Origin of the sequence: Mycobacterium sp. JS623 (assembly GCF_000328565.1) — a bacterium.
GTDB lineage: Bacteria > Actinomycetota > Actinomycetes > Mycobacteriales > Mycobacteriaceae > Mycobacterium.
Genome location: NC_019966.1, coordinates 447,051 through 470,928, shown reverse-complemented (window position 1 = coordinate 470,928; position 23,878 = coordinate 447,051). Strand labels below are relative to the sequence as shown.

The following is a 23,878-nucleotide window of genomic DNA, read 5'->3' as shown; positions in this document are numbered from 1 at the left end:
CACCATGTCGCCGCCGGTGAAGGCCGCCTAGCGTAGACGGATACTCGAATCCGGCCGCTAGGGTCGCCGTGTGCATACCACCGGTGAGCGGCTTGCTGCTGCGCAGCTGTATCTCTGCACCGACGCCCGCCGTGAGCGCGGCGACCTTGCCGAATTCGCCGAAGCTGCGCTCGCCGGCGGGGTCGACATCATCCAGTTACGCGACAAGGGCTCGCCGGGAGAGCAGCAGTTCGGCCCGCTCGAGGCGGGCCATGAGCTGGCGGCCCTGGAGGTGCTCGCCGATGCGGCCCGCCGCCACGACGCGCTGCTGGCGGTCAACGACCGCGCCGACATCGCGCTAGCCGCCGAAGCCGACGTGCTGCACCTCGGTCAGGACGACCTGCCGCTGCCGATCGCCCGCGGCATCATCGGCCCACGTCCGGTGATCGGCCGCTCCACCCACGACCGCGACCAAGTCACCGAGGCAGTCGCTGAGTCCGCCCCAAATGGCCCGGACTACTTCTGCGTCGGCCCGTGCTGGCCCACGCCGACCAAACCGGGCCGGCCGTCCCCGGGCCTCGACTTGGTCCGGGCGACGGTCGAATTGGCAACGGACAAGCCGTGGTTCGCAATAGGCGGCATCGACGAGCAGCGGCTGCCCGAAGTGCTTGACGCAGGCGCACGGCGCATCGTCGTGGTGCGCGCAATCACGGGCGCCGACGATCCGAAGGCCGCGGCGCAACGCCTCAAAGCTCGGCTTGCAACAGCGGGATAGTCGCGGCCACGTCGCGCAGCCGCTCCCAGCTGGCGGCAAATCCTGGATGCAACGGCAGCTCGGCCACCTCATTCACCGAGACCCAACGCAACTCCGCGCTCTCCCGGTTCGGAATCGTCTCGAGCTGCTCGGCGGCGTCGGCGATCACGGTGGTGTATGTCCAATTGCTGCCTGTCGCAGTGGCCGTGACGACCGTCGTGCGAACGGTCAGCAGGTCGGCAGAGAGGCCGGCTTCCTCATGAGCTTCGCGGACGGCGGCCTGCTCCGGCGTCTCGTGACTGTCGCGGGCGCCACCGGGCAGACCCCAGGTGCCGCCCTGATGACTCCACGGCGCCCGGTGTTGTAACAGCACCGCAGGGGCGCCGTCGGCGCCGGGCGCTCGCAACAGCAGACCGGCCGCGCCGTGCTTGCCCCAGAAAGCCGCACCGGTGTCGGACACCACCCAGCCGTCACCGTCGCCGCGCACGCGTTCAGCTTAGGGAACACCGAAGAAAGACGTGCCGGTCGAATGCCCACACGTCACCACAACAACTCTTAGAATTCTTTTATAGTGTGGTGAGACGGTCGGGACGATAGCCGGAGAGCAGCGAAAAGATGAGGTTCGCGCGCACGTGACTGTGGAGTTGGCGCACCCTTCGACCGAGCCGCTGGCGTCGCGGTCGCCGACCACCCCGGCGCACCCGCGCTGGTGGTTCCTATGGACCACACCGGGCCGGATCCTGACCATCGGCGTCGTCTTGTCGGCGCTCGTCATCGCCAGCGCGTTTGCCACGTCGACCACGATCAACGACCGCCAGCAGGCGCTCACCACGGTCCTTAATCACACCGAGCCGCTGTCGTTCGCGGCCGGCCAGCTCTACACGACCTTGTCGGTGGCCGACGCCGCCGCGGCCACGGCATTCATCGCAGGCTCCGAACCGCGCGACGTCCGGCAGCGCTACGAGCAAGCCATCACCGATGCGTCGGTGGCAGTGACGCGAGCGTCCAGCGGGCTGACCGACGAGCCGATGGTGCAACTGCTCGGCAGGGTCAATGCCCAACTGTCCGTCTACACGGGGCTGGTCGAAACCGCGCGCACCAACAACCGCGCAGGCAATCCGGTCGGATCGTCCTACCTGTCCGAGGCGTCGTCGTTGATGCAGACGCAGATGCTGCCCGATGCGCAACGTCTCTACGAGGAGACCTCAGCGCGGGTGGACGCCGAAACGACCGCGTCGACAAGGATTCCCGGACCGGTCATTCTTGTAGTGCTCGGAACGCTGTTGTTCGGCGCGTTCGCGAACCGCTGGCTCGCACGACGAACGCGTCGCCGCGTGAACATCGGGTTCGTGGCGGGCGGCCTTGCCGTGCTGATCATGTTGATATGGGTGGGCACCGCCCTGGTCATCTCGACCTCGGACAGCCGCAGCGCCAAAGATACTGCGGCCGAATCCCTCAAGACCGTCACGAACCTCGCGATCACCGCGCAGCAGGCGCGCGCCGACGAAACGCTGTCGTTGATCCGGCGCGGTGACGAGGACGTGCGCAAGCAGTCCTACTACCAACGCATCGACTCAATGCAGCAGCAGCTGTCCGACTATCTGGGCCGCGACGACGCGATCGACAAGAGCGACCTCAAGGACGCCGAGGCGTTGCTCAAGCGGTGGCGGGCGGCCGACGACCGGATCAACGCCTACATCGCGGTCGGCAACTATCAGGCCGCGACGCAGGTGGCGCTTGGCACCGGCGAGGATGACTCAACGCCCGCGTTCGACAAGCTCGACACCGCGCTCACCAAAGGCATTGAGGAGAGCCGCAACCAGTTGCGCAACGACATCCTCAACGCCCGTCGGGTGCTGTCCGGTGCGACAGTCGGCGCCGCGGCGCTGTCGGTGGCCGCGGCGTTGGCGGTGGCGCTGGGGTTGTGGCCAAGGCTGAGTGAGTACCGGTGATGAAGCGCGACGAACGCACCAAACCGCTGTGGGTTCTGCTCGCCGCAGCCGCGGTGGTGTTGAGCGGTTGTGCGCAAAGCACCGCGGTGATGCCGACGCCCGGCGTCACCCTTGCACCGCCGACGCCGGCGGGTCTGCAGGAGTTGCCGCCGGTCGCGGCGAAGGCACCCGCGGATGAGGGCGACTGCAACCGCACGGCGAGCCTGCGCCCCTTCAACACCAAGCCGGAGGCCGACGCCGCCGTCGCCACCATCCGCAACCGCGGCAGGCTCATCGTCGGGCTGGACATCGGCAGCAACCTGTTCTCGTTCCGCGATCCCATCACCGGCGAGATCACCGGTTTCGACGTCGACATCGCCGGCGAGATTGCGCGCGACATCTTCGGCAGCCCGTCGCAAGTCGAGTACCGCATCCTGTCGTCGGCCGACCGCATCGCCGCGCTGCAGAACAATCAGGTCGATGTGGTCGTCAAGACCATGACCATCACGTGTGAGCGCAAGAAGCAGGTCGGTTTCTCGACGGTGTATTTGAACGCCAACCAACGGATTCTGGCCGCGCGGGATTCGTCGATCTCGCAACCGTCGGACCTGTCGGGCAAGCGGGTGTGCGTCGCAAGAGGCACCACGTCTTTGGACCGGATACAGCAGATCAGTCCACCGCCGATCATCGTCGGTGTGGTCACGTGGGCGGATTGCCTTGTCGCGCTGCAGCAGCGGCAGGTCGACGCCGTCAGCACCGACGACTCGATCCTGGCCGGTCTTGTGTCTCAGGATCCATATCTGCACATCGTCGGCCCCAGCTTGAACGAAGAGCCCTACGGCATCGGCGTGAACCTGGAGAACACCGGGCTGGTGCGCTTCGTCAACGGCACGCTGGAGCGGATTCGCCGCGACGGCACCTGGTACACGTTGTACCGCAAGTGGTTAACGGTGCTCGGTCCGGCGCCAGCGCCGCCGGTTGCGAGGTATTCGGACTGATGGCCGAGGCAAAGGATTACGAAGAAGGCCCGGGCACTCAACCGGCCACCTTCGACGACCTCGGCATGGATTCCGCGTCGACGTTGCGGCCGATGGCCACCCAGGCAATCTTCCGTCCACACCTCGACGACGACGTCGACAGCACATCAGTGGGCACGGAGGACACCGAACCGCACGATCACCTGACGGCAATGACTCGTGCCCTGTCGCCGACGCGCCGCCTAGGCGGCGGCCTGGTGGAGATCCCGCGCGTGCCAGCGAAGGATCCGCTCGACGCGCTGATGACCAATCCCGTTGTCGCCGAGTCGAAGCGGTTCTGCTGGAACTGCGGCCGTCCTGTCGGCCGGTCGACGCCCGACGGCCATGCGTTGTCGGAGGGTTGGTGCCCGCACTGCGGCAGCTCCTACTCGTTCCTGCCCCAGCTGAGCCCCGGCGACGAGGTGGCCGATCAGTATGTGATCAAGGGCTGCATCGCGCACGGCGGACTAGGCTGGGTTTACCTCGCCTACGACAAGAACGTCAACGACCGCCCCGTCGTGCTCAAGGGCTTGGTGCACGCCGGTGATGCGGAGGCGCAGACCATCGCGATGGCCGAGCGCCAATTCCTCGCGGAGGTAACGCATCCCGGCATCGTGAAGATCTACAACTTCGTCGAGCACGAAGACAAGCACGGCAACCCGGTCGGCTACATCGTAATGGAGTACGTCGGCGGCACATCGCTCAAGCAGGCCAGGGGCGACCGGCTCCCAGTGGCCGAGGCCATCGGTTTCATGATGGAAATCCTTCCCGCGCTTGGTTATCTGCATTCGATCGGGTTGGTCTACAACGACCTCAAGCCGGAAAACATCATGGTGACCGAGGATCAGCTCAAACTGATCGACCTCGGCGCGGTGTCGACGATCAACTCGTTCGGATACCTTTACGGCACACCGGGTTTCCAGGCTCCGGAGATCGTCCGCACCGGTCCTACCGTGCAGACTGACATCTACACGGTGGGCCGCACGCTGGCGGCATTGACGGTGAATCTGCGTACCCGCAAGGGTCGTTACGTAGACGGCCTGCCCGAGGACGACCCGGTGTTGCACGAGTATGACTCGTTCGGTCGACTGCTGCGCCGCGCCATCGACCCGGACCCGCGCCGCAGGTTCGCCAGCGCCGAGGAGATGTCCGGACAGCTACTCGGTGTGCTGCGTGAAGTGGTGGCGCAAGACACCGGGGTGCCGCGGCCGGGCCTTTCGACGGTGTTCTCTCCGACAAGATCGACGTTCGGGGTCGATCTGCTGGTCGCGCACACCGACGTGTATCTCGACGGCCAGGTGCACTCCGAGAAGCTGACCGCGCAGGAGATCGTGAAAGCGTTCCCGGTGCCGTTGGTCGACCCGGCGGATGTCGGCGCGCCCGTGCTGTCGGCGAGCGTGCTGAGCCAGCCGGTGCAGACGCTTGACCAACTGCGGGCGGCCCGGCACGGATCGTTGGACTCCGAGGGCATCGACCTGTCCGAATCGATCGAGCTGCCACTGATGGAGGTCCGCGCGCTGCTCGACCTCGGCGACGTTGCCAAGGCCACCCGCAAGCTCGACGACCTTGCGGCCCGGGTCGGCTGGCGGTGGCGGCTGGTGTGGTTCCGCGCCGTGGCCGAGATGTTGTCGGCCGATTATGATTCGGCCACAAAACATTTTACCGAGGTGCTCGACACGCTGCCCGGCGAGTTGGCGCCCAAGCTGGCGCTGGCCGCGACGTCGGAGCTGGCCGGTAACGCCGATGAGCGCAAGTTCTATAACACGGTGTGGTGCACCGACAACGGTGTGATCTCGGCTGGATTCGGCCTGGCAAGAGCCCAGTCCGCGGAGGGCGACCGTGACGCCGCGGTGCAAACTCTGGACGAAGTGCCCGCTACCTCAAGGCATTTCACGACCGCGCGGCTGACCAGTGCGGTGACGCTGCTGTCGGGCAGGTCGATCAGTGAGGTGACCGAACAACACATCCGCGATGCCGCCCGTCGTGTTGAGGCCCTGCCCGACACCGAGCCGCGGGTGCTGCAGATCCGGGCGTTGGTGCTGGGCACCGCGATGGACTGGCTGGCCGACAACACGGCGAGCACCAACCACATTCTCGGCTTCCCGTTCACCGAACACGGGCTGCAGCTCGGCGTCGAGGCATCGCTGCGCAGCCTGGCCCGCGTTGCGCCGACACAGGCACACCGATATGCGCTGGTCGACCTTGCCAATAGCGTGCGACCGACGAGCACGTTCTGATCGACGGATCCCGCCGCCCGTTTGCCCTGGACAATCCCGGTTCTTTCGCGTAACCGCTGTTGAACTTGCGGATTCCGTAGTAGCCTCTGCTCAGGTTGAGTTAACAGCCAACTGGTGACGTCAAAGGCGCACGAGGCTGGATTATCGGCTCGCCGATGGTGCTGACCTCCCAAGTGCGACGGCTTTAAGACGTAGGGCCCGATCCCTGACGGCAACCCAGTGCGAATATCACTTTTCGACTGAGGGAGGCCACCTTGCGTGCAATAGGTACCTGTCGCGTGCTCCGACCAGATCCGCGGTCGCTGGACCGCCGGGAAGAACACCACCGAGCGACTTTTTCCGCCTGCCACCTGTCTGATACGACGGTTCTTGTCACGGTTAGCGGTGAGATCGACGCGTCCAACAGCCGCGCCCTTTCCGATTACGTCGAACGCCAACTCGCGGGATGGCCGCGCCTGGTGCTTGACTTGTCGGGTATCAATTTCTTCGGCACCGCCGGATTCGCGACGCTGCACCACGTCAACGTGATCTGCGCCCGCTACCGCGCCTCGTGGGCGCTCGTTGTGGGACCCGAATTGCGACGATTCCTGAAGATCTGCGATCCCGACAACTTGCTTCCCGTGGAGGACTCGGTCCCCAACTAGCCGCGTTTGCTTCCTAGCATTCGACCACCGGCTTCAGCACGACGCCGGTGGCATACAGCCAGTCGGCGTTGCGATCGCTCGCGGCGCGGGTGCGGCAGGCGGCGGCGTCAACGGCAGCAACGGTCAGCCCGGCAAGGGTGGGCTCAGCGTTAGCCCTTGATGATCGCCACACACGCGCGGGCGATCGCAAGCTCCTCGTTCGTCGGGACGACTAGCACGGTCGTAGGCGAGGTGTCGGCCGAGATGCGGCGGGCGGTCTGGCCGGGGCTGGCATTGCGTTCTTCATCGAGCTCGATGCCCAGCCCCGCCATACCCGCAAGCGCGTCGCGACGCACTGCCGCGTCGTTCTCCCCCACGCCGGCAGTGAAGGTGACGACGTCGGCCGAACCGAGCAACGCTAGATAGGCACCGATGTACTTGCGCAGCCGGTGGATGTAGACGTCGTACGCCAATTGTGCTGCGGTATCTCCGGATTCGATGCGCTGGTGCAAGACACGGAAGTCGATCTCGCCGCCGAGGCCGCGCACTCCTGACTGCTTGTTGAGCATCGTCTCGATGTCGTCGACGCTCATTTCCGCCGTGCGCCACAGGTACGTGAGCACACCGGGGTCGACGTCGCCGGAGCGGGTGCCCATCACCAGACCCTCCATCGGGGTCAACCCCATCGAGGTGTCGACCGGCCGGCCGCCGACGATCGCCGATGCGGACGCGCCGTTTCCGAGGTGCAGCACAATCTGGTTCAGCTCGGCAAGCGGACGGTCGAGGAACGCCGCGGCCTGCTCGCTGACGTACTGGTGTGACGTCCCGTGAAACCCGTAGCGCCGGACGTGCCAACGCTCGGCGATGTCTCGATCGATCGCGTACGTCGCGGCCGCTGGCGGCAAGTCGTGAAAGAACGCGGTATCGAACACCGCGACGTGCGGCACGTCGGGCAGCGCCTTGCGCGCTACCCGGATTCCGAGCACGGCCGGCGGATTGTGTAGCGGCGCAAGCGAAGACAGCTGTTCGAGCTTGGCGATCAACGCGTCGTCGACCACTGTGGGCTGATACAGGTCTGGTCCACCGTGCACCACGCGATGCCCGACCGCGACGAGACCGTCGCTGGCGAGTTGCGGCCCGATCTCGTCGAAGATCCTGCGCACCGCCGCGTCATGGTCGGCGACATCGCTGTCGCCGATGCGCTCAACGATCCCTTCGGCCACTTCGATCGCTGAATCTGGCTCGATCACAGCGTATTTCACCGAGGACGATCCCGAGTTGAGCACCAGCACATTAGTCATGCCCCGACTCCTCGGGCCTCATGACTGCGCCTGGATAGCGGTGATCGCGACGGTGTTGACGATATCTTCGACCAGCGCGCCGCGGGACAGGTCGTTGACGGGTTTGTTGAGCCCCTGCAGCACAGGGCCGATCGCGATGGCACCCGCGCTGCGCTGCACCGCCTTGTATGTGTTGTTGCCGGTGTTGAGGTCGGGGAAGATCAGCACCGTCGCCCGGCCGGCGACCATGGAATCGGGCATCTTGGCCTTGGCGACCGTCGAGTCGACGGCAGCGTCGTACTGGATGGGCCCCTCGACAAGCAGTTCCGGTTCGCGTTTGCGCACCAATTCGGTTGCAGCCCTGACTTTGTCGACGTCGGCGCCCGTACCGCTGGTGCCCGTCGAATACGACAGCATCGCCACACGCGGGTCGATACCGAACTGTGCGGCGGTGCGTGCCGACGAGATCGCGATGTCGGCCAGCTGTTCGGACGTCGGGTCAGGCACGATCGCGCAGTCGCCGTAAGCCAGGACGCGATCGGCGAGGCACATCAGGAAGATGCTCGACACCGTCGACACGTCGGGCAGCGTCTTGATGATTTCGAATGCCGGCCGCACGGTATGCGCAGTGGTGTGGGTGGCACCCGAAACCATGCCGTCGACCATGTCGTTGTGCACCAGCATGGTGCCGAAATATGAGACGTCGTGGATGATCTCGCGGGCCTGCTCGACCGTGACACCCTTGTGCTTGCGCAGCTCGCCGTACTGCTCGGCGAACTTGTCGCACAGCTCGCTGGTACGCGGGTTGAGCACCGCCGCCGACGACAGGTCGACGCCGAGTTCGGCTGCGCGGGCTCGGATCCGCGGCTCCTCGCCAAGGATGGTCAGGTCGGCGACGCCGCGCTGGAGAAGCCGGCCGGCAGCTTTGAGGATGCGGTCATCCTCGCCCTCCGGCAGCACAATGCGCTTGCGGTCCGAGCGCGCGCGGTCTTGCAGTTGGTAGGTGAACATCTGCGGCGTGACCACCGACGGGATCGGAATCGCCAACTGCGCAAGCAGATCCGCGGTATCGACGTACTTGTCCATCAATGCGATCGCGGTGTCGATCTTGCGTTGCGACCCAGCAGTCACCCGGCCCCGCGCAGACGCCACCCGGCTAGCCGTGTCGAATGTGCCGAATCTCGTCGTAATGATGGGCAGCCGCAGCCCCAGCCCGGACACCAACGACTCAATCGAAGAATGCAGCTCGAGACCGCCGTTGAGGATCACGCAGGACAGCGACGGAAAGCCCTCCGCCGCATGGGCACTCACCACTGCGAGGACGACATCTGATCGGTCGCCGGGGGTCACCACCGCGACACCCTCGGTCAGCCGTTCCAGCACGTGCTCGGCCGTCATGCCCGCCACCAACACGTCCAAGGCTTCGCGGTCCAGCAGCGCCGGATCGCCGCGAAGCAGCGTCCCCTCGACCGCCTGCTGCAGCTCCGCAACCGATGGCGCGACCAGCAGGGGCTCTTCCGGTAGCACATAGGTCTTGGGGCCCAACGGCTTCAGCGCATCGGCGACCGCGGTCATCTGCGCCGGATCACAGCGGTTGGCCACCACCGCCGCGGTGTGGGCATGTTGGGCGTCCAGCTCGACGAGGCACAGGTCGACGACTTGCGCGATCTGTTCGGGGGTGCGGTCCTTGGCCTTCACGGCGAGCACCACCGGCGCGCCGAGGTTCACAGCGATACGCGCGTTCATCGACAGTTCGCTGGGGGTGGCCACGTCGGTGTAGTCGCTGCCGACGATCAGCACCGCATCACACCGGTCGGCGACGTGGTGGTAGCGGTCGACGATGTCGGCGAGCGCCGCGTCCGGATTTTCGTGCAGCTGTTGGTAGCCGACGCCGACGCATTCGTCGTAGGGCAGCTCCGCAGTGGTGTGCGCCAGCAGCAGGTCGAGGATGTAGTCGCGGTCCTCGCCCAGCCGGGTGATCGGACGGAAGACGCCGACCTTCACGACGGTGGCGGCGAGCCGGTGCAGGATGCCGAGTGCGATCGTCGACTTGCCGGTATCGCCCTCCGGCGAGGCGACGTAAATCGCTGTGGTCGGCACGCGGCAAACGTATCAGCCGAGTCGGCGCAGCCGCGGCTCCAAATCCTTGGCAAACAGCTCGAGGAAGCGGCGCTGATCGTGTCCTGGCGCGTGGAACACCAGGTGGTTCAGCCCCCAGTCGACGTAGTCCTTGACCTTCGCGACGGCCTCGTCGGGGTCGGAGGCGACGATCCAGCGCTTGGCGACCTGTTCGATGGGCAGCGCGTCGGCCGCCTTCTCCATCTCGATCGGGTCGTCGATGGAGTGCTTCTGCTCCGCGGTCAGCGACAGCGGCGCCCAGAACCGGGTGTTCTCCAGCGCCAGTTCAGGATCGGTGTCGTAGGAAATCTTGATCTCGATCATCCGGTCGACGGCGTCGGGGTCCTTGCCCGCCGCCTCGGCGCCCTCGCGCATGGCGGGGATGAGCTTGTCTTTGTACAGCTCCTCGCCCTTGCCCGACGTGCAGATGAATCCGTCGCCTGCACGGCCGGCGTACTTGGCCACCTGCGGGCCGCCCGCAGCGATGTAGATCGGGATGCCGCCCTCGGGGACGTCATAGATGGATGCGCCCTTGGTCTTGTAGAACTCGCCTTCGAAGTCGACGCGGTCACCCAGCCACAGTTCTCGCATCAGCCGCACCGACTCGCGCAACCGCGCGTAACGCTCCTTGAACTCCGGCCACTCGCCCTCGTAGCCGGTGGCGATCTCATTGAGCGCCTCGCCGGTGCCGACGCCAAGGAAGATCCGGTCCGGGTACAGGCAACCCATGGTCGCGAAAGCCTGCGCGATCACAGCGGGGTTGTAGCGGAAGGTCGGAGTCAGCACCGAGGTGCCGAGGACCAGCCGCTTGGTGCGCTCGCCGACCGCGGCCATCCAGGCCAGCGACCATGGCGCATGCCCACCTTCATGCCGCCACGGCTGGAAGTGGTCGCTGACCGTCGCGCTGTCCATGCCATGCTCTTCGGCCGCAACGGCCAGCTCGACGAGTTCGCGCGGGGCGAACTGCTCCGCCGATGCCTTGTATCCGAGTTTCAGTTCAGCCACGGGTTCTTTTCTACTCCCCTGCTTAGACTCGCGGCATGGCAGCAGCCCTGACCGCCCTCACCGACCGCGTGCACTTCGCAGAGACCGACCTGGTCAACTGGACGCTGGTCACCGACGACTCCGGCGTCATGCTGATCGACGCCGGATTTCCCGGCCACCGCGACGACGTGCTCGATTCGCTGCGGCAGCTCGGGTACGGCGTCGACGACCTGCGTGCGATCCTGTTGACCCACGCGCACATCGACCACTTCGGCACGGCCATCTGGTTCGCGAAAACCCATGGCACACCGGTGTATTGCCACGCCGCAGAGGTCGGACATTCCAAGCGGGAGTATCTCGAACAGGCCGGGCCCGCCGACATCGTCCCGCACCTGTGGCAACCGCGGTTCTTGAAGTGGACGCTGGCGATTTCCCGAAAGGGCGGCATGGTGCGCGACGGGATTCCAACCACCCAGGCTTTGACGGAGGAGGTCGCGGCAGCCCTGCCGGGTAAGCCGATGGCGATTCCCACGCCCGGCCACACTGGCGGACATTGCTCGTTTGTTGTCGACGGCGTGCTGGTGGCCGGCGACGCGTTGGTGACCGGCCACCCGCTGTTGACGGACACCGGACCGCAGCTGCTGCCCAATATGTTCAACCACGACCAGGACGGCTGCGTGCGCAGCCTTGACGCGCTGGGCATGCTCGACACCGACGTGCTGCTGCCCGGCCACGGCCCGGTGTGGCGTGGCGCGATCCGCGAGGCGGCGGCGCAAGCGGCGCGTTAGTTAGTTCAGAAACTCGTAACCGAGCAGGAAGATCGCGGTCAGGCACAGTCCACAACCGATGACGATGGTGGGCATCAAGATCATGCTGTCGAGTTCGTCGTCGTCGAGGACGTCACCCTCGAACCGCCCGAACAACACCCGCGCCACCCCGGTCCTGCGGAAGGTGTGAACGAGACCGCGCACCGCTTTGGTGTCGCGCTTACGACCGACGATCGTGCGCGACGCGAAGCCGAATACAAACGTGAGTGCGGCGGCGCCCAGGATCAGCCAGCCCAACGTTGTCTGCGAAATCGACACATCCCACCCCCGGTGCCCACGACACCACGGGCCAGCCTATAGGCCCAGGTGATCGCGCAGGGTATGCCCGGTGTATTCGGTTCGGAAACTGCCGCGCTCCTGCAGCAGTGGCACCACGCGGTCGACGAACTCGTCGAGGCCCCGCGGAGTCAGGTGGGGCACCAGAATGAAGCCGTCGCACGCATCGGACTGCACATGCAGATCGATCTCCGCGGCCACCTGGGCCGGTGTTCCGACGAACTGTTGGCGGCTGGTGACGGCGATGACCAGTTCCCGGATGGACAGGTTTTCCGCCTCGGCCCGTTCTCGCCATGCGGCGGCAAGGGCCTTCGGGTCGCCGTGGCGAACCCTGCCCTGCGTGACGGTCGGGTCGTCGGCCGGTTCGACATCCGGTAGCGGGCCGTCCGGGTCGTATGCCGACAGATCGCGCTGCCAGACCTGTTCGAGCATCGCGATCGCGGTTTGTGGGCCGACCTGTTGGTGACGAATGTGACGCGCCTTATCGGCCGCCTCCTGTTCTGTGTCACCGAGTACGAATGTCGCAGCGGGAAAGACCTTGAGCTGGTTGGGATCTCGGCCGTAGGACACCGCCTGTTGCTTGACGTCGGCATAGTATTGCTGCCCGGCCTCCAGCGACGAGTGCAGCGTGAACGCCGCGTCGGCGTATTTGGCCAGGAACGCCCGACCGTCGGCAGAATCCCCCGCCTGCAGCAGAACGGGATGCCCCTGCGGCGCGCGCGGCAACGTACTCACCCCGCGGACGTCGAACTGCGGGCCCTGATGCTCCACCACACGAATCCGGTTGAGGTCAACGTAGATTCCAGTCTCGCGATCGGCGACGACGGCATCGGGTGCCCAGCTGTCCCAGAATTCGCGAGCCACGATGACGAACTCCTCAGCCCGCTTGTAGCGGTCGGAGTGGTCGAGGAATCCGCCGCGTCGGAAGTTCTCTCCCGTGAAGGCGTCCGACGAGGTGACGATGTTCCAGCCGGCGCGGCCGTCGGACACGTGGTCGAGAGTGGCGAATTGCCTTGCCACCTCGAAGGGTTCGTTGAACGTGGTGTTGATGGTGCCCGTCAACCCGAGGTAGTCGGTGACGGCGGCGAGCGCGGCGAGCACGGTGAACGTGTCGGGGCGGCCGACGACATCGAGGTCGTGGATCCGGCCGCGGTGCTCGCGCAACCGCAGCCCCTCGGCGAGGAAGAAGAAGTCAAACAGTCCGCGCTCAGCGGTCTGTGCCAGATGGATGAACGAGTCAAACTCGATCTGGCTGCCCGATTCGGGATCCGACCACACGGTGGTGTTGTTGACACCAGGGAAATGTGCGGCCAGATGAATAGGCTTGCGCTGCTTGCCTTCTCGAATGGCCATAGTCAGATTCCCCAGCGCTTGGCGATCAGTTCGTGGGAGCGCAACCGGTCGGTGTGCCGGTGCGTGACGGAGGTGATGACGAGTTCGTCGGCCGCGGTGACTCGCTGAAGGGTGTGCAGCTTGTCGGCCACCTCATCGGGATCGCCGACGAATTGGGTTGCGGTGCGGTCCTTTACGAGCTCCAGCTGCTCATCGGTCAGCGGTTCGACATTGTCGGGGTTGGGATAGGGCACCGCACCGTCTCCCGCGCGGATCGAGTACACCCAGTGCCCGTAACTGGAGGCGAGATAGCGCGCGGTGGCGGTGTCGTCGGCCACCACGACGTCGGCCGACACCACGACGTACGGTTCGGCGAAAGCCTTGGACGGCTGGAACTGCGCGCGGTAAACGTCGATCGCGTCGAGAGCGGTGGCGGGAGTGATGTGATAGCTCGCGACGAACGGCAGCCCGTGCGCTGCTGCCACCCGTGCGCTTTGGCCCTTGCTGCTACCGAACACCCACGGCGTCAGGCCGGAGTTCTCACCGGGCGTGGCGTGCGCGTCGACGCCGTCGATCTCATAGCTGCCGTCGAGCATGGCAAGGATGTCGTTGACCTGCTCAGCGAAGTCGGGCGCAACAGCCTCGGGCTGTTGCAGCACAGACATCTTGGCCCGTAGCCGCGGATTACGCATCAGCGCGGTCATATCGAACGGCGGCGGCACGATCACGCCGCCGACGTCGAGCCATTCGGTTCGCGGCGGCCTTTTCGGCCTCTTCTCCCCCTCGTTGATCACCTCTCGTCGGCGCTGCCCCGACCGTCCGACACCGAGGTCGATGCGGCCGGGGTGGAAAGCCTCGAGCATGCCGAAGCTCTCGACGACGGCCACGGCCGTCGTCTGCCCGAGCTGCACCGCGGCCGCGCCGACGCGAATCGTGTTGGTGGCCGCGGCGATCTGGCCGATGAGCACGGCGGGTGACGAGCTGGCGACCGCGACGAAGTGGTGCTCGGCGATCCAGTAGCGCTTGTAACCCCACTGCTCGGCGTGCTGGGCCAGGTCGACGGTGTTGCGCAGCGCGGTGGCCGCATCGCAGCCTTCGCTGATCGGCGCGAGGTCGAGGATCGACAGCGGAACGCTCATCGCGGCCTCGCATAGCGGTTTTCGGCCACAGCCAGTCCAAGCCGGGTGCGTAATGTCTCGCCGTCGGTGTAGGCGGTGCGGAAGCGGCCGGCCTGCTGCAGCAGCGGCACCACCTCATCGACGATGATCGGTAGGTCGGTGGCGTTCACCGCGGGCCGCAGCCTGATTCCGTCGACCCCCGATTGCTGCCAATGCAGCAGCAGGTCGACGAGTTCGGTTGGGGTTCCGTCGAATACCAACGCATCCGAACGCGGGTCAGTCGTCCCGTCGAACGTCACGTACACGTCGGCATACACCTTGAGACCGGCTACCTCGGTCAGGATTGCCTGCAGCGAGTCGTCGTCCTTCGGCGTGATGAAGACGAGATCGGTGCTGCGCGAAGCGAACTCGTAAATGAGCGTCGCGTGGGCGAGCGCCGACACCACCGGTTGGCCCTGCGGCGGACGCGGGGTGATCGACGGCCCCTTGACCGAGAAGTACTTGCCGGCGAAGTCGATGTAGTGCAGCTTGTCGCGGTCGACGAACCGGCCCGTTGCGACGTCGCGGATGACGGCGTCGTCCTCCCAGCTGTCCCAAAGCCGACGGACCACCTCTACCGCGTCGGACGCCTCGTCGAACAGGTCGACTCCACTGACGTCGCGCCGCCCGAACAGCTCGGCCTCGTGCGGGGTGCCACTGACCCGCACCTGCCAGCCGGCCCGGCCATGTGAGACAAAGTCCAGGGTGGCAATGGCTTTCGAGAGATGGAACGGCTCGGTATGCGTGACGGTGGCGACCGGGATGAGGCCGATGTGCGTCGTCGTCGGCGCGACCCTGGCGGCGACGAGCACGGCGTCGGGCCTGCCTGCGAGCCAACGCGGCTCGATGTCGGGGCGTCGCCGCCGTTGCGGGGTGAGCGCGTCGTCGAACGTGATGAAGTCGAGCAGCCCGCGTTCGGCGGTGGCCGCCAGGCCCGACCAGTAGCGGCCGCTCGTCACGGGCGGCAGATCTGGTGTGCGGCGCCATGCTTCGGGATGCCAGCCGTAGCCGTCGAGGGCGACCGCGAGGTGCACGTGTTCGCTCATGACAGCGTCTTCCGGAACGCGAGCGGGTAGACCTCGCCCTCGGCGGGCAGCGGCTCATCGAGCCGGAGATAGCCGGTCGAGAGGTAGAGCGCCTCGGCCTCGGGCTGGCGATCGCCCGTCGTCAGATAGACGAAGCGGTAACCGCGGGCGACGATCTGCGCCTCGAGCTCGGCGAGCAACGCCTTGGCATGTCCTTGGCGGCGATAACGGCTGTCGGTCCAGATGCGCTTGAGCTCGGCGGTGGACTGGTCGAAGCGGCGGAACGCGCCGCCGGTCACGGGCAGCCCGTTGCGGACGCCGATGAGCAGGCCGCCGCCGGGCGGAGCGAACTCGTCGGCCGGGTAGCCGCGCAGCCATTTGGAGACCGCGCGCTCGGTGGCGCCGTATCGCGTGGCGTATTCGACCGCGAGCTCGGCGAGCAGCGGCTCGGCCAGCGGGTCGTCCTGGCCGGCCGCGACGAAGCGAAGCTCATTGAGCGCTGACACGGGCATCACCTAAATGTCTAACGCGAGTTGTCGGGCCGCATTCCAGAGTGGCAGATTCGCTCGCAGTGATCGGAAATTGCCGCAGGTCGCGACGGCGGGTGCAGATCGTTCGGGGAATCGCCGAACGCGTCCTTCGCGCGGTGTGCGCAATGCGGCGATGATCGCGGTGCCCGCGTGGTGGAAGGCCTTGTGGTACCTGGAGCTGCTGTCGCCGGCGTTGTCGCTGCGGCTTGCCAAGGTGATGCTCAAGCAGGTGCGTGAACTGGAGTCCACCGCTCTTCCACCCCAAACTTGACACGTGTAAAGTTTGGCCGCATGGACAACATCCGGGGCAAGACCATCGCGATCACCGGCGCCGCCCGCGGCATCGGCTACGCCACCGCCAAGGCCCTGCTGGCCCGTGGCGCCAGGGTGGTCATCGGCGACCGCGACGTCGCGCTGCAGGAGTCGGCGGTCGCCGACCTGACGAAGCTGGGCCCGGTCTCGGGCTATCCGCTGGACGTGACCGACCGCGAGTCGTTCGCCACGTTCCTCGACAAGGCGCGCACCGATGGTGGCGGCCACATCGATGTGTTGATCAACAATGCCGGGGTGATGCCGATCGGCCCGTTCCTCGAACAGTCAGAACAGGCCATCCGCTCCTCGATCGAGGTCAACCTGTACGGAGTCCTGACGGGCTGCCAGCTGGCGCTGCCGGATATGGTCGCGCGCCGCCGCGGCCACATCATCAACATCGCCTCGCTGTCCGGACTGATCCCGGTGCCGGGTCAGGTGGTGTACGTGGGCGCGAAGTTCGGCGTGGTAGGGCTGTCCGCGGCGCTGGCCGATGAGATGGCGCCGCACGGTGTGGAGGTGTCGGTGGTGATGCCGCCGTTCACCAACACCGAACTGATCTCGGGGACCAAGAGCAGCGGCGCGATCAAGCCGGTGGAGCCGGAAGACATTGCCGCCGCGGTGATCAAGACATTGCAGAAGCCGAAGACGCACGTGTCGGTGCCGCCTGCGCTGCGGTTCACCGCACAGGCGTGCCAGATGCTGGGGCCGCGTGGAAGGCGTTGGCTCAACAAGCGTTTGGGGCTCGACAGCGTGTTCCTGGAGTTCGACCGCGCGGCGCGGCAGGGCTACGAGCAGCGCGCGCAGGCTGCGCAGGGTGTGGTCGAGGGCTCGGACAAGGGCGGAACACGCATTGGTGCTCCCGACAACGTCTAGTCGAAATTGCCCGGCACTACGGCACATTGTGCTCAACGCGACGACGCGATCGGTCGCGCGGCGGCGCTGAGCGGCTTTGTCGCTCCCGACGACATTGTCGCCAAGAGCTGGGCACTACGAGGTATGGAACTCCGGAGCCGGCTCGCCCGCGCGGTATGCCTCGATCGCCTCGACGTGCCCGAAGAACTCCTCAGGCATGAATTCGCTTGATTGCGAGGCCCCGGCCAACATCAGATGAACGATCTCGGCGTCCTCGGCCGCCGACATCCAAATCGTCGTCACCGGCGCAAGCTCATCTGAATCGACCTCCGTGCCCGACGGCGCGTAGAGCCAGAACACGAAGTCCTCGTCGGACTCATCCTCGTCAAATATCCAGCCGCGCTCGGTGATCCGCGCATCGAACGCCTCCAGATCGGTGGCAATGGCGGCCTGGGTGGCCACCAGGTCCTCCATGACATTGTCAGGAACCCACGTCGCGTCCCGAGTCGCCCGCCGCTTGTTTCGGCGAGCCTTCTTGGCCTCGGACTTCCGCGACACCTAACTCAGAGCCTGATCGAGGTCGCCGATCAAGTCTTCAGTTCCCTCCAGCCCCACCGAGATTCGTACCACCCCGTCGCCGAGGCCGATCGCGGCGCGGCCCTCCGGGCCCATGGCCCGGTGCGTGGTGGTGGCTGGGTGGGTGATCAGCGACTTGGAGTCGCCGAGGTTGTTGGAGATGTCGATGATCTGCAACTTGTCGAGCACCTCGAACGCACGCTCCTTGGTGCCGCCCTTGAGCTCGAACGTGACAACCGTTCCGCCGCCGGTCATCTGGCGCTTGGCCAAGTCGTACTGCGGATGCGACTCCAGGAACGGATACTTGACCCAACTCACCGACGGGTGCTTCTCCAGGAATTCGGCGACGCGCTGCGCCGACGCGTTCTGATGCTCCACTCGAACCGTAAGCGTCTCAAGACCCTTCAACAGCGTCCACGCATTGAAAGGACTCAGCGCGGGCCCGGTGTGCCGCATCAACTTCTGCACCGGCTCGTCGATGTACTGCTGGTCACCGAGAATCGCACCGCCAAGGACGCGGCCTTGCCCGTCGATGTGCTTGGTGCCCGAATACACCACGACGTCAACACCAAGCGGAAAGCCCTGCTGCAGGATCGGTGTGGCAAAGACGTTGTCCAGCACCACCTTTGCTCCAGCGGCGTGGGCAAGATCGCATACCGCGGCGATGTCGACCAACGACTGCATCGGATTGGACGGCGTCTCGAAGAAGACCGCCTGCGTGGGTACCGACAGCGCCTCTTCCCACTGCGACAAGTCGTCGCCGTCGACGAACACCGTCTCCACACCCCAGCGCGGCAGGATCTCGCTGCACACCACGAAGCACGACCCGAACAGGCTGCGGGCCGCCACCAACCGGTCGCCCGCCCCCAACAACGCACCCAGCGACGTGAACACTGCCGCCATGCCCGTCGCCGTCGCGAAGCACGCGGGCGCACCCTCGATCAGCCGCAGCCGCTCCTCGAACATCGAGATCGTTGGATTGCCGTAGCGGGAGTACACGTAGCGGTCGATGTCGCCGGTGAACGCCTTCTCCGCCTCAGCCGCCGACGAGTACACGTAGCCCGACGTCAGGTACATCGCCTCGGCGGTCTCCTCGAAACCCGACCGCAGCAGTCCGCCGCGCACCCCGATGGTGGCCTGGCTGACCCCGTCGGGCAGCTGGGCCGGCCTACGCACCGAAGGCACCTGATCGTGATTGCTCAAGACTGTCTCCATGGCAGGCCGACGGCTTTCCATCCGGTGCCGCCGCGATGCTTGTTCTCGTCCAGGTTGCCTTCGAACCCGTCCAACACGTTGTAGGACGGCGCGATGCCTGCCTCGGTCGCGGCCTCGGCAGCGCCGATCGAGCGGTTGCCGGAGCGACACAGGAACACGACCGGCCGGTCCCCCGGCGTCACGCCTGCGGACTTCAACTCCTCGACGAAGTCGTCGTTGTGCTTCCCGTCGGTGCGGTTCCACTCGACGTACACCACGTCACGCTGCAACGAACTCAGATCCGGTACCCCAACGAAACGCCACTCGGCGTCCGTGCGGCAATCCACCAGCACGGCCTGAGGGTCGTCGCTCAGCAGCTTCCAGGCCTCCTCAGGCGTGATGTCTCCGGCATAGCTCACGATCGAAAGTCTTACACAGTCAGCTAGGGCCGGTCGAACAGACCTTCCACGCTCCGTCCTCGCGCACAAACGTCATTGCAACACCGGTTTTGGCGTCCGGCGCCTTGCCGAAATGATAGGTCACCTTGGCGGTGGCGCGGTGGCCGTCGACCTTGATATCGGTGACGTCGTCGACAAACCGCTCGCCGCGTTTGGCCACCGAATCTCGTTGCCGGGCAAGAACATCGGCTTCAACGCCCTGCTGGTCGCGGCAGGTGTAGGTGCGGAAGTCGGCGTAGTTCTGCCGTTGCAGCGCATCGTTCTGGCCGACCGCGGCCCGGCCAATCTGCTGGTCTGCCGGTGGCTCGTTATCGCCCAAGGCGTTGAACAAAACGATGGCGATCACGACGAGCGCAATGATTGCCAACGCACCCAGAAACGGAGCCATGGTCGGCCGATCCGCATCGGCAGCATCTGGCTCGGTCACCAGAGTTTGCGCAACACCGCCGACACCCGCCGGGCCCGGTCGCGCGCGACGATCGGGTCGGGGGCCGTGGCCAGCGCGACGCCAAGCCGCCGCCTGCCGTCGGTCTCATCGGGCCGGTCGAACAACCGCACGTCACTCTCGGCGACGGCCAACGCCTCCCCGACCACGCTGAGATCGACGTCCTTGGCCGCGGTCGACTCGGCACCCGCGTAGCTGACCTCCGCCGCGGCCGGCGAGATCATGATCGTGTCCACGGCGAGCCCCAGGATCGCCCTTGCGTGCAGCTCGAACTGTGAAAGCCGTTGCGACCGAAGGGTTACCAGGCCGCTGTCGTATGGCCGCGGCCGCACGTCGGCGAAATACACCTCGTCGCCGCGCACCAGCAGCTCGACGCCGAACACCCCGCGACCACCGAGCGAGTTGACGATGCGCGCCGCGATCGACTTCGCCGCGTCGAGAGCGGCGGGCGACATCCGCTGCGGCTGCCACGATTCCAACACGTCACCCTCGGCCAGGTGGTGCCCGATCGCCTCGCAGAACGACACCGCAGGACCCGACGGTCCGTAGGTGCGCACAGTCAGGAGCGTGACCTCGAAGTCCACCTCGACGACCGTCTCGGCCATCACCCGGTTGTGCGGGATGCGGCCCGCGGCGACAGCGCGGTGCCAGGCCGCCTCGACGTCCTCGAGCCGCACCAGCACCGATTGTCCCTCGCCGAGTGCCGCCGCGATCGGTTTGACGAGCAGAGGGAAACCAGCGTGCTCGGCCACCGCGGTCAGCTCCTCGACCGAGCCGGCGAACCAGAACGGCGCGGTGGGCAGGCCGAGTTCGTCGGCGGCCAGCCGGCGCAGACCCTCCCGATCGATGGACAGCCGCGTGCTGCGCGGCGTGGGGAACACCTCGATGCCGTCGCCTTCAGCCACCGCGATCAGCGCGTCGGCGGCAATCAGTCCCGACTCGGCGACGATGTAGCGCGGTTTCTCTTTCTCGATGAGCGCGGTCAGCTCCTCGGCGTCGTTCATCCTGACGACGGCGGCGCGGTCGGCAACGCGGTGCGCCGGGGCGTCGGCATACCGGTCGACGGCGATGACGTCGGCCCCGAGCCGCTGGAACGCCAGCGCCAACTCGCGGCTCAATTCGCCGGAGCCGAGCAACATCACCGTCGATCCGCCGCGCGTCGTTGCGGCGCCTTGCTCAGCAGGTAAGACAACCGGTTCCGGCCCGGTCGCGTCTTCGGTTGTTTCAGTCATCGCGCGTCCCAGCCTGCCAGATGCTCAGCCCAATCGGACGTCGATGTAGCACCAGCGCCAGTCCTCCCCCGGCTCGGCGGAGCGCATCACCGGATGGCCTGTGGCATGGAAATGTTCGCTCGCGTGTTGATGTGGGCTGGAATCGCAGCATCCGACGTGGCCGCATGTGAGGCACATGCGCAGGTGCGCCCAGGTGGTCTCACCGAGCTCGTCGCATTCCTGGCATTTGCCGGGTGTCAGCGGCTCCGGCTCGACTTGGGAACCCTCATCGGCGGCGAGGTGTTCGCATGTATCGGCGACCGCTGGGGCGTCGGCGTCGTTCCGGCGTGATCTCCTCAGCATGATGACCAAGGATAGGAGGTCGGTGTGGGTGCCTCATTGCTAGCGGTTCTGGTGGTGTCGGTCCTGTTGGCCGCGGTGGCCAGGCACTACGACGTGTCGGCCCCGCTGGCGCTGGTGGTCGCGGGCCTGCTGGGCGGGCTGATCCCCGGTTTCAAACAGATCGAACTGGACCCCGGGCTGGTGCTCTACGTGCTGCTGCCGCCGCTGCTGTGGTCGGCGGGCCTGGAGAGCAGCTACCACGGACTGCGGCGCAACATCCGCCCGATCGGGCTGCTGGCGGTCGGGCTGCCGCTGGCGACGACGTTCGCGGTCGGGTTCGTGGCGTACAAGACCGTGCCGGAGCTGACGGTCGCGGCGGCGCTGACGCTCGGGGCGATCGTCGCCCCGCCGGATGCGGTCTCCGCGACCGCGGTCGGGCGCAAGCTTGGGTTGCTGCTTGGCGGCGAGAGCCTGCTGAATGACGCGACCGCGCTCACCGCGTACAAGGTGTCGTTGGCCGCAGCCATCGGAACGGCCGCGACGTGGCGCAGTGGGCTCGAGACATTCGCGTTGGCTGCTGTCGGCGGCGTCGTGGTGGGTTTGGCGCTCGGCATGCTGACCGCCTTCATTCGATGGCGGCTCGACGATCCATTGGTGGAAAGCGCGCTGGGCTTGGTCGCGCCGTTCATCATCTATCTGGCCGCCGAGGAGATCCACGGTTCCGGTGTCGTGGCGGTGGTCGTCGCCGCGCTGATTCTCGGCCAGAAATCCACCAGGGCCGGTTATGCGACCCGACTGCAGGACAACGCGGTGTGGAAGGCCTTGACGCTGATTCTCGAGTCGTTCGCGTTCCTGATGATCGGGCTGCAGCTGCCGACGGTGGTGGGTGAGCTGAAGGGCATCACCTTCGCAGTGATCGCAATCTCGTCGGCGGCCGTATTGGCGACGGTCATCCTGGTCCGGATTGTCTGGATGTTCGTGTTCGCGTATCTGCCGCGTGCCCTCTTCCCGCGCATCCGCGAGCGTGAACCGGCGCCGACGCAAGCTCAGGTGTTCGTTGTCGCGTGGGCAGGCATGCGCGGCGTGGTGTCGCTGGCGGCGGCGTTCGGTGTTCCGTTGACAACCATGTCGGGTGCGGCGTTTCCGGGACGTCCCCAGCTGGTGTTCGTCACGTTCGTCGTGGTGATCGGCACGCTGCTGTTGCACGGGCTGACGCTGCCGTGGCTGATCCGGCGGTTGGGCGTGCAGGGCGACGAGGCCCGCACCGATGCGCTGGCCGCGGCGGGCGCTCAGGACAAGGCGGCGCGGGCGGCCGCGGAGCGACTCGACGAGCTGCTGGCCTCCGAAGAAGTCACCGACGTGCATGAGCGGGCCGCAGATGTGCTGCGCAGCTGGAACACTCGGCGACGAAACTCGGCGTGGGAACGATTGGGCCGCGACGCCGAGGAGATCGGTGAGAGCCCGGCCGCCGCGTTCCGGCGGCTGCGACTGGAGATGCTGGCGGCTGAACGCGCCGCGTTCATCGCAGAACGCGACAACGGGCAGATCGACGACGAAGTGCTGCGGGAAGTGCTGCGCGGTCTCGACTTGGAGGAGGCGACACTGAACCGTGGCTGAATCGCGATTGATCGACACCGTGCTCGGCACGGTGCGGGTGCAGGTAAGCGGGGCGGGCGAGGCGATGATGTTCTGGCCGAGCCTGCTGATGACCGGCGACATGTGGGCCGCGCAGGCCGACCATTTCGCCGCATCGCATCAGGTGATCCTCGTCGACCCGCCGGGGTTCGGTGAGAGTCAAAAGCTCACGGCGACATTTACTTTCGAGGACTGCGCGCGCTGCATCGTCGACATCCTCGACGGCCTCGGTCTGCAGCGCACGCACTTCGTCGGCAACTCGTGGGGCGGCATGATCGGCGGAACGTTCGCGGCCACCTACCCCGACCGCATAGGGAGCGCTGTGTTGATGAATTGCACGGCGTCGCCTGCGGGCGCCCGGCAGAAGATCGAGTACGGCTTTCTGTTGCGGATTGCTGGACTGCTCGGCGGGATCCGGCCGCCGTTGACGCGTTCGGTGCTCAAGGCGTTCCTGGGGGCGACGACGTTTCGCACTCGGCCCGAGGTGGTGTCGTTCGTGCGCGAGTCGGTGCAGCGCGTCGACATTCGATCGGGTGCGTGGGCGGTGCGAAGCGTCGTGCCGCAGCGGCCGGATCAGCGCCCGCTGATGTCGAAGGTGAGGACGCCGGTGTTGGTGGTCGCCGGAGTCGAGGACGCGACGTTCCCGGTCCCCGAGACCATGGCGATGGCCGAGGCGATTCCCGACGGGGCCGTCGCGGTGCTCGACGGCGTCGCACACCTGGCCGCGCTGGAGAACCCTTCGCTTGTCAACAAGCTGATCGGGGATTTTGTCACGCGCGAGTAG

25 protein-coding genes are annotated in these 23,878 nt (G+C 66.3%); 10 read left to right on the top strand and 15 right to left on the bottom strand.

What is annotated here, in order from left to right; genetic code table 11:
• The first annotated feature begins 70 nt into the window (after positions 1–70).
• The gene (thiE, locus tag MYCSM_RS02095; RefSeq protein WP_015304472.1) at positions 71–754 is read left to right on the top strand and encodes a thiamine phosphate synthase; all 684 of its coding nucleotides are present in this window, start codon (positions 71–73) and stop codon (positions 752–754) included.
• On the opposite strand, the gene MYCSM_RS02090 is transcribed toward thiE, so the two are convergent.
• The gene (locus MYCSM_RS02090; protein WP_015304471.1) at positions 726–1,220 is read right to left on the bottom strand and encodes an NUDIX hydrolase; all 495 of its coding nucleotides are present in this window, start codon (positions 1,218–1,220) and stop codon (positions 726–728) included. The two genes, thiE and MYCSM_RS02090, sit on opposite strands and share 29 nt — an antisense overlap.
• 145 nt (positions 1,221–1,365) lie before the next feature.
• On the opposite strand from MYCSM_RS02090, the gene glnX reads away from it, so the two are divergent.
• From glnX to MYCSM_RS02070, 4 genes are all read left to right on the top strand, one after another.
• Positions 1,366–2,685 carry a protein kinase G-activating protein GlnX gene (gene glnX / locus MYCSM_RS02085; protein ID WP_015304470.1) on the top strand — a complete coding sequence of 440 codons (1,320 nt, stop codon included), beginning with the start codon at positions 1,366–1,368 and terminating at the stop codon, positions 2,683–2,685.
• Positions 2,685–3,662 (top strand): glutamate ABC transporter substrate-binding protein, encoded by a 978-nt coding sequence (locus tag MYCSM_RS02080; protein ID WP_015304469.1) that lies wholly within the window; start codon positions 2,685–2,687, stop codon positions 3,660–3,662. Before glnX ends, MYCSM_RS02080 begins: the two co-directional genes overlap by 1 nt.
• Complete coding sequence (locus MYCSM_RS02075; RefSeq protein ID WP_015304468.1) at positions 3,662–5,917, top strand: serine/threonine-protein kinase PknG; 2,256 nt, start codon at positions 3,662–3,664, stop codon at positions 5,915–5,917. The genes MYCSM_RS02080 and MYCSM_RS02075 overlap by 1 nt, the downstream gene beginning before the upstream one ends.
• A 278-nt stretch (positions 5,918–6,195) precedes the next feature.
• Positions 6,196–6,561 (top strand): STAS domain-containing protein, encoded by a 366-nt coding sequence (locus tag MYCSM_RS02070; protein WP_015304467.1) that lies wholly within the window; start codon positions 6,196–6,198, stop codon positions 6,559–6,561.
• A gap of 149 nt (positions 6,562–6,710) precedes the next feature.
• On the opposite strand, the gene MYCSM_RS02065 is transcribed toward MYCSM_RS02070, so the two are convergent.
• Genes MYCSM_RS02065 through fgd form a run of 3 tightly spaced genes read right to left on the bottom strand, consistent with a single transcriptional unit; the run spans position 6,711 to position 10,943 of the window.
• The gene (locus MYCSM_RS02065; protein ID WP_015304466.1) at positions 6,711–7,841 is read right to left on the bottom strand and encodes an acetate kinase; all 1,131 of its coding nucleotides are present in this window, start codon (positions 7,839–7,841) and stop codon (positions 6,711–6,713) included.
• 18 nt (positions 7,842–7,859) lie between these two features.
• Entirely contained in the window at positions 7,860–9,920 is a 2,061-nt protein-coding gene (gene pta, locus MYCSM_RS02060; protein ID WP_015304465.1) for a phosphate acetyltransferase, read from the bottom strand.
• Between the two features lie 12 nt (positions 9,921–9,932).
• Positions 9,933–10,943, bottom strand: coding sequence for a glucose-6-phosphate dehydrogenase (coenzyme-F420) (fgd, locus tag MYCSM_RS02055; RefSeq protein WP_015304464.1), 1,011 nt, complete (start codon positions 10,941–10,943; stop codon positions 9,933–9,935).
• Positions 10,944–10,978: 35 nt separating this feature from the next.
• Between fgd and MYCSM_RS02050 the strand changes: the two genes are divergently transcribed.
• Entirely contained in the window at positions 10,979–11,710 is a 732-nt protein-coding gene (locus MYCSM_RS02050) for an MBL fold metallo-hydrolase (RefSeq protein WP_015304463.1), read from the top strand.
• On the opposite strand, the gene MYCSM_RS02045 is transcribed toward MYCSM_RS02050, so the two are convergent.
• Genes MYCSM_RS02045 through MYCSM_RS02025 form a run of 5 tightly spaced genes read right to left on the bottom strand, consistent with a single transcriptional unit; the run spans position 11,711 to position 16,051 of the window.
• On the bottom strand, positions 11,711–12,007 hold the full coding sequence (locus tag MYCSM_RS02045) for a hypothetical protein (protein WP_015304462.1): 297 nt from the start codon (positions 12,005–12,007) through the stop codon (positions 11,711–11,713).
• A gap of 36 nt (positions 12,008–12,043) precedes the next feature.
• Positions 12,044–13,378, bottom strand: coding sequence for an NtaA/DmoA family FMN-dependent monooxygenase (locus tag MYCSM_RS02040; RefSeq protein ID WP_015304461.1), 1,335 nt, complete (start codon positions 13,376–13,378; stop codon positions 12,044–12,046).
• Between the two features lie 2 nt (positions 13,379–13,380).
• Positions 13,381–14,496 carry an LLM class flavin-dependent oxidoreductase gene (locus MYCSM_RS02035; RefSeq protein WP_015304460.1) on the bottom strand — a complete coding sequence of 372 codons (1,116 nt, stop codon included), beginning with the start codon at positions 14,494–14,496 and terminating at the stop codon, positions 13,381–13,383.
• Positions 14,493–15,560: an LLM class flavin-dependent oxidoreductase gene (locus MYCSM_RS02030; protein WP_015304459.1), complete on the bottom strand. Its 1,068-nt coding sequence runs from the start codon at positions 15,558–15,560 to the stop codon at positions 14,493–14,495. Before MYCSM_RS02030 ends, MYCSM_RS02035 begins: the two co-directional genes overlap by 4 nt.
• Positions 15,557–16,051, bottom strand: a complete 495-nt coding sequence (locus MYCSM_RS02025; protein WP_015304458.1) for a GNAT family N-acetyltransferase — start codon at positions 16,049–16,051, stop codon at positions 15,557–15,559. Before MYCSM_RS02025 ends, MYCSM_RS02030 begins: the two co-directional genes overlap by 4 nt.
• 151 nt (positions 16,052–16,202) lie before the next feature.
• On the opposite strand from MYCSM_RS02025, the gene MYCSM_RS36955 reads away from it, so the two are divergent.
• Entirely contained in the window at positions 16,203–16,340 is a 138-nt protein-coding gene (locus MYCSM_RS36955; RefSeq protein ID WP_157681265.1) for a hypothetical protein, read from the top strand.
• Between the two features lie 20 nt (positions 16,341–16,360).
• Positions 16,361–17,254 carry an SDR family oxidoreductase gene (locus tag MYCSM_RS02020; RefSeq protein WP_015304457.1) on the top strand — a complete coding sequence of 298 codons (894 nt, stop codon included), beginning with the start codon at positions 16,361–16,363 and terminating at the stop codon, positions 17,252–17,254.
• A 114-nt stretch (positions 17,255–17,368) separates the two neighbouring features.
• On the opposite strand, the gene MYCSM_RS02015 is transcribed toward MYCSM_RS02020, so the two are convergent.
• Genes MYCSM_RS02015 through MYCSM_RS35670 form a run of 6 tightly spaced genes read right to left on the bottom strand, consistent with a single transcriptional unit; the run spans position 17,369 to position 21,480 of the window.
• Positions 17,369–17,791, bottom strand: coding sequence for a hypothetical protein (locus MYCSM_RS02015; RefSeq protein ID WP_015304456.1), 423 nt, complete (start codon positions 17,789–17,791; stop codon positions 17,369–17,371).
• Positions 17,792–19,024, bottom strand: a complete 1,233-nt coding sequence (locus MYCSM_RS02010; RefSeq protein WP_041311205.1) for an O-succinylhomoserine sulfhydrylase — start codon at positions 19,022–19,024, stop codon at positions 17,792–17,794.
• On the bottom strand, positions 19,009–19,422 hold the full coding sequence (locus tag MYCSM_RS02005; RefSeq protein WP_015304454.1) for a rhodanese-like domain-containing protein: 414 nt from the start codon (positions 19,420–19,422) through the stop codon (positions 19,009–19,011). The genes MYCSM_RS02010 and MYCSM_RS02005 overlap by 16 nt, the downstream gene beginning before the upstream one ends.
• 19 nt (positions 19,423–19,441) lie before the next feature.
• Positions 19,442–19,849: an Rv0361 family membrane protein gene (locus MYCSM_RS02000; RefSeq protein WP_015304453.1), complete on the bottom strand. Its 408-nt coding sequence runs from the start codon at positions 19,847–19,849 to the stop codon at positions 19,442–19,444.
• Positions 19,850–19,884: 35 nt separating this feature from the next.
• Entirely contained in the window at positions 19,885–21,138 is a 1,254-nt protein-coding gene (gene purT, locus MYCSM_RS01995) for a formate-dependent phosphoribosylglycinamide formyltransferase (protein ID WP_015304452.1), read from the bottom strand.
• A 24-nt stretch (positions 21,139–21,162) separates the two neighbouring features.
• Positions 21,163–21,480, bottom strand: a complete 318-nt coding sequence (locus tag MYCSM_RS35670) for a UBP-type zinc finger domain-containing protein (RefSeq protein WP_015304451.1) — start codon at positions 21,478–21,480, stop codon at positions 21,163–21,165.
• 24 nt (positions 21,481–21,504) lie between these two features.
• On the opposite strand from MYCSM_RS35670, the gene MYCSM_RS01985 reads away from it, so the two are divergent.
• Complete coding sequence (locus MYCSM_RS01985) at positions 21,505–23,076, top strand: Na+/H+ antiporter (RefSeq protein WP_015304450.1); 1,572 nt, start codon at positions 21,505–21,507, stop codon at positions 23,074–23,076.
• The gene (locus tag MYCSM_RS01980; protein ID WP_015304449.1) at positions 23,069–23,878 is read left to right on the top strand and encodes an alpha/beta fold hydrolase; all 810 of its coding nucleotides are present in this window, start codon (positions 23,069–23,071) and stop codon (positions 23,876–23,878) included. Before MYCSM_RS01985 ends, MYCSM_RS01980 begins: the two co-directional genes overlap by 8 nt.

Coding starts and splice junctions, on each gene's coding strand:
- MYCSM_RS02080 (WP_015304469.1), top strand. CDS start 2,685: ATGAAGCGCGACGAACGCACCAAACCGCTGTGGGTTCTGCTCGCCGCA.
- MYCSM_RS02075 (WP_015304468.1), top strand. CDS start 3,662: ATGGCCGAGGCAAAGGATTACGAAGAAGGCCCGGGCACTCAACCGGCC.
- MYCSM_RS02065 (WP_015304466.1), bottom strand. CDS start 7,841: ATGACTAATGTGCTGGTGCTCAACTCGGGATCGTCCTCGGTGAAATAC.
- MYCSM_RS02050 (WP_015304463.1), top strand. CDS start 10,979: ATGGCAGCAGCCCTGACCGCCCTCACCGACCGCGTGCACTTCGCAGAG.
- MYCSM_RS02040 (WP_015304461.1), bottom strand. CDS start 13,378: ATGGCCATTCGAGAAGGCAAGCAGCGCAAGCCTATTCATCTGGCCGCA.
- MYCSM_RS02035 (WP_015304460.1), bottom strand. CDS start 14,496: ATGAGCGTTCCGCTGTCGATCCTCGACCTCGCGCCGATCAGCGAAGGC.
- MYCSM_RS02030 (WP_015304459.1), bottom strand. CDS start 15,560: ATGAGCGAACACGTGCACCTCGCGGTCGCCCTCGACGGCTACGGCTGG.
- MYCSM_RS02025 (WP_015304458.1), bottom strand. CDS start 16,051: ATGCCCGTGTCAGCGCTCAATGAGCTTCGCTTCGTCGCGGCCGGCCAG.
- MYCSM_RS36955 (WP_157681265.1), top strand. CDS start 16,203: ATGATCGCGGTGCCCGCGTGGTGGAAGGCCTTGTGGTACCTGGAGCTG.
- MYCSM_RS02020 (WP_015304457.1), top strand. CDS start 16,361: ATGGACAACATCCGGGGCAAGACCATCGCGATCACCGGCGCCGCCCGC.
- MYCSM_RS02010 (WP_041311205.1), bottom strand. CDS start 19,024: ATGGAGACAGTCTTGAGCAATCACGATCAGGTGCCTTCGGTGCGTAGG.
- MYCSM_RS02000 (WP_015304453.1), bottom strand. CDS start 19,849: ATGGCTCCGTTTCTGGGTGCGTTGGCAATCATTGCGCTCGTCGTGATC.
- purT (WP_015304452.1), bottom strand. CDS start 21,138: ATGACTGAAACAACCGAAGACGCGACCGGGCCGGAACCGGTTGTCTTA.
- MYCSM_RS35670 (WP_015304451.1), bottom strand. CDS start 21,480: ATGCTGAGGAGATCACGCCGGAACGACGCCGACGCCCCAGCGGTCGCC.